This window comes from Nostoc sp. NOS(2021), assembly GCF_017115025.1.
Lineage (GTDB): Bacteria > Cyanobacteriota > Cyanobacteriia > Cyanobacteriales > Nostocaceae > Nostoc.
Genome location: NZ_JABXKM010000257.1, coordinates 1 through 3,950 on the forward strand (window position 1 = coordinate 1; position 3,950 = coordinate 3,950).

Consider the following 3,950-nt stretch of genomic DNA (forward strand, 5'->3'; position numbering starts at 1 on the left):
GGACTCGTATTTGATTTTTGAAATAACTCAGTACACATCTATTCCCTTCTTTCCTATTCCCTGTTAAGAGTTCCCTGTTAAGAGTTCCCTCCCTACGCAAGTAAGTTCAGGAATCAAATCGGATTCCTATATCTCAATTAACCAGACAAGTTGCTCTGAGCAAGTTGTTAAAGGTAGGCAAACTGACGCCACAGTGTACTAGTGAGTATATATGTTTTTTTGCTGTTTGTGACCTGCGACATTGACAAATGGCTAATAACAAATAACAAATAACTAATGACCAACGATCAATGACTATGAAATTACTAATTAGCAACGATGACGGCATTTCTGCCTTGGGTATTCTTACCCTAGCCAACTACTTGGCAGAGGCAGGTCATGATGTGAGTGTAGTTTGCCCAGATCGCGAGCGATCGGCAACTGGACATGGGTTAACTTTACACCAACCAATTCGCGCCGAAATTGTTGAAGAGATTTTTCATCCTGCTGTCAAAGCTTGGGCTTGCGATGGTACGCCTTCAGATTGCGTCAAATTGGCGCTGTGGGCTTTGCTCTCGACTCCCCCCGATTTGGTTATCTCTGGCATTAATCAAGGTGCGAATTTGGGAACTGAAATTTTGTATTCCGGCACTGTTTCTGCGGCGATGGAAGGTCTAATTGAAGGCATCCCCAGTGTAGCGCTAAGTCTTACTAGTCACACATCTAAAGACTTTAAACCTGCTGCTAAGTTTGCCAAAATTCTCGTAGATCAGTTAGCCCAAAAACCTCTGCCAGGTTTAATGTTGCTCAACGTCAATATTCCTGCCCTCAAGTGGGAAGAAATTGCCGGAGTTACTCTCACCCGTCAAGGAGTGCGGCATTACATTGATGTGTTTGATAAACGAGTTGATCCTCGTGGAAAAACGTACTACTGGTTAACCGGAGAGGTAATTGAGGATGTGGAACCCCTAACCGGATTAAATCTGCCTCAAAATGTACCGACAGACGTGGACGTTATACGTAAAAACTACATCAGTATAACGCCGTTACAATACAATCTAACCTACGCAGATGGACTAGATAAATTATCTGAGTGGGAATTCAATTTTCCGTGAATCATTTGATTCATCAGGACAAAACTGGGGTTATTCAAATGCATCACAGAAAAATGTAGGCTATAACGTAGGGACACATTGAAATAAATGATACATATCCACCCCAAAAACTGGAAAATTCTACCTGAGAGTATCTCATCCACATTTACACAATCAGCCAGAAACAGGGTATGCTGTTTTACCAAGAAATCCTCCCTCTACCAAAATCGGTTAGACAGCATAAACTTAGACAAAATAAGTAACAATTTTTCCAATTATCGCCCGCTCAGTCCAGCAAGCAACACCTATGTCTAGGATAGAGAACCAATTTACCGTACAATTTTGGGGCGTTCGCGGCAGCATCCCCACTCCAGGGCCAAACACCGTTCGTTACGGCGGTAATACCCCTTGCATATCAATGCAAGCGGGCGATAAACGCTTAATTTTCGATGCTGGCACGGGACTACACGTTTTGGGGCAATCTTTATTGCGCCAAATGCCGTTAGAAGCTCATATATTTTTTACCCACTCTCACTGGGATCACATGCAGGGTTTTCCCTTCTTTACTCCAGGGTTTGCGAAGGGGAATGACTTTCATATTTACGGCGCGATCGCTCCTGATGGTTCTACCATAGAACAGCGCCTGAATGACCAGATGTTGCACCCGAACTTTCCCGTACCCTTGCAGATTATGCAAGCCAATTTAAATTTCTACGACATTCGACCGGGGCAACCAATACACATCGATGACCTTACCCTGGAAACAGCACCTTTAAACCATCCAGGTGAAGCCGTAGGCTACCGCGTCAACTGGCGTGGTGGCGCTGCTACTTATATTACTGATACCGAACATTTTCCCGACCGACTCGATGACAATGTAGTGTGGCTAGCTCGTAATGCCGACATTCTGATTTACGATTCTACCTACACAGACGAGGAATATCATTGCCCAACATCCCCGAAAATTGGCTGGGGACATTCTACTTGGCAAGAAGCAGTGAAAGTGGCACAAGCTGCTAATGTCAAAACTCTAGTGATTTATCACCACGACCCCGCACACGATGACGACTTTTTAGATCGTGTCGGGAAACAAGCAGCTGCGAAATTTCCTGGGGCGATCATGGCACGGGAAGGAATGGTACTTCGGGTTCCCACCTCAGTTTCCTTATCAGAATCTTTTCCTGTTAGCAAGTTTTCTACCTAAAGATTGCGATCGCAGGAATTGGAGATTTTAGATTAGATTGGTGATCAGAAGCTTTCAGCACGAGAGCGTACCTGTTGGCTGCACGGTGAGACAGCGCTGCCCAGAGTTGTCACGCCGACCACAGGAGCGGGGCGATAACAGGAGGATACACTTTATAGATTCACCAACACAGCCCAGACACCCACAGATGCCCTAAGATTGCGGCTGATGGTCGGGGTAAAACCTCGTTGCAGTCTCAGCACGAAACTAGAGCCTTTTTAGCTCTGGTATTTGGGGTTATCTGGACTTAGCAATTAGCTTGACAGCTAATTGCACAAGAAACCATCTTGGGCGACTTCCCGTGGGTTAGGCTTTTGGCTGATAGCTAAAAGGGGTGGCATCAACACCCTGGCTGATCGCATAAGACTTTATGGGCAGTTGGTGAAAGTTCAGACCATCTACAAAAGCTGTCCTCCTCAAGGCGGTTTACCATAAGGTAGCTTCCTGCTGATAGCTAAAATAAACCTAAAATCTCAGAATCCACGTGCTAAATTTGTCTCAAAATGGGTGTTCTGTGTGGGTTGCTTCTTCAAGCGAAGAGCTGCTAACGCCGACTGCTGTTGCCCTTGGCAAGTTTGATGGTGTTCATCTTGGTCATCAAAGGGTAATTCAACCAGTCTTGCACACTGGTGGTCACTTGTCAGTAGCCAGTAGTCCGCAACTAACAACAGACAACGGACAACAGACAAATAGAGAATATATCTATTCAACAGTTGTCACCTTTGACCCCCATCCACACGAGTTCTTTACGGGGCAACCCCGGACATTGTTAACGCCACTGGATGAAAAAGTCCAACAATTGCGATCGCTTGGGGTAGAACAACTGGTATTACTACCCTTTGACAAAGAATTGTCTGCTTTGACCCCCGAAGAATTCGTCGAAAAAATTCTTGTGCAACAACTGCGATGCCAGCGAATTAGCATCGGGCAGGATTTTTGTTTTGGCGAAAAGCGCAGTGGTACTGCCAAAGATTTGCAATTACTCGCCGCCAAGTACAATATCCCCGTTACCATCGTTCCCTTACAAACTTATACAGGTAACTCGCCCACCCAAAGCAGTTGCGTCAATACTACTCCGACTCAGGATGCCCGCATTAGCACTTCATTGATCCGCCAAACCCTTGAACACGGCGACATCGAAAACGCAAATCTCCTACTAGGACGTCCCTACACTCTCCTTGGTATTGTCGTTCAAGGTCAACAATTGGGCAGAACAATTGGCTTTCCCACCGCCAACCTCCAACTACCAAAAGAAAAGTTTTTGCCCCGCCAAGGAGTTTACGCTGTCCGCGTTTTCACTCTCAGTGAAACATCAGATATCACTCCTACTGAGAGCTTGGGCGTAATGAATATCGGTACCCGCCCAACTGTAAATGGTACTTATTCATCTGCGGAAGTACATTTATTCGATTGGTCAGGTGATTTGTATGGTAAAAAACTGGTTGTGCAGCTAGTTAAATTTTTGCGCCCTGAACAAAAATTTCCTTCTCTAGAAGCCCTGAAAACACAAATTCAACTTGACTGCGTTGTTGCTAGAGAAGTTCTGAGTGCTTAGTGGGAACAATAGATAGGACATCGGGCATGGGGCATGGGGCATTGGTTATTAATTCTTCTCCCCCCTGCTTCCCCTACTC

General features: G+C 45.4%; 4 protein-coding genes. All 4 read left to right on the forward strand.

What is annotated here, in order from left to right; all coding sequences use genetic code 11:
* Window positions 1-296 precede the first annotated feature (296 nt).
* Entirely contained in the window at window positions 297-1,094 is a 798-nt protein-coding gene (gene surE, locus HWQ41_RS26410) for a 5'/3'-nucleotidase SurE (RefSeq protein ID WP_292769767.1), read from the forward strand.
* 286 nt (window positions 1,095-1,380) lie between these two features.
* The gene (locus tag HWQ41_RS26415) at window positions 1,381-2,277 is read left to right on the forward strand and encodes an MBL fold metallo-hydrolase (RefSeq protein WP_292769758.1); all 897 of its coding nucleotides are present in this window, start codon (window positions 1,381-1,383) and stop codon (window positions 2,275-2,277) included.
* Between the two features lie 309 nt (window positions 2,278-2,586).
* Window positions 2,587-2,751, forward strand: a complete 165-nt coding sequence (locus tag HWQ41_RS26420) for a hypothetical protein (RefSeq protein ID WP_292769761.1) — start codon at window positions 2,587-2,589, stop codon at window positions 2,749-2,751.
* Between the two features lie 49 nt (window positions 2,752-2,800).
* The gene (locus tag HWQ41_RS26425; RefSeq protein WP_292769764.1) at window positions 2,801-3,871 is read left to right on the forward strand and encodes a bifunctional riboflavin kinase/FAD synthetase; all 1,071 of its coding nucleotides are present in this window, start codon (window positions 2,801-2,803) and stop codon (window positions 3,869-3,871) included.
* Window positions 3,872-3,950 lie beyond the last annotated feature (79 nt).

Excerpts from the sequence above, each read along its gene's own strand:
- HWQ41_RS26415 (WP_292769758.1), top strand. The coding sequence starts at position 1,381 with ATGTCTAGGATAGAGAACCAATTTACCGTACAATTTTGGGGCGTTCGC.
- surE (WP_292769767.1), top strand. The coding sequence starts at position 297 with ATGAAATTACTAATTAGCAACGATGACGGCATTTCTGCCTTGGGTATT.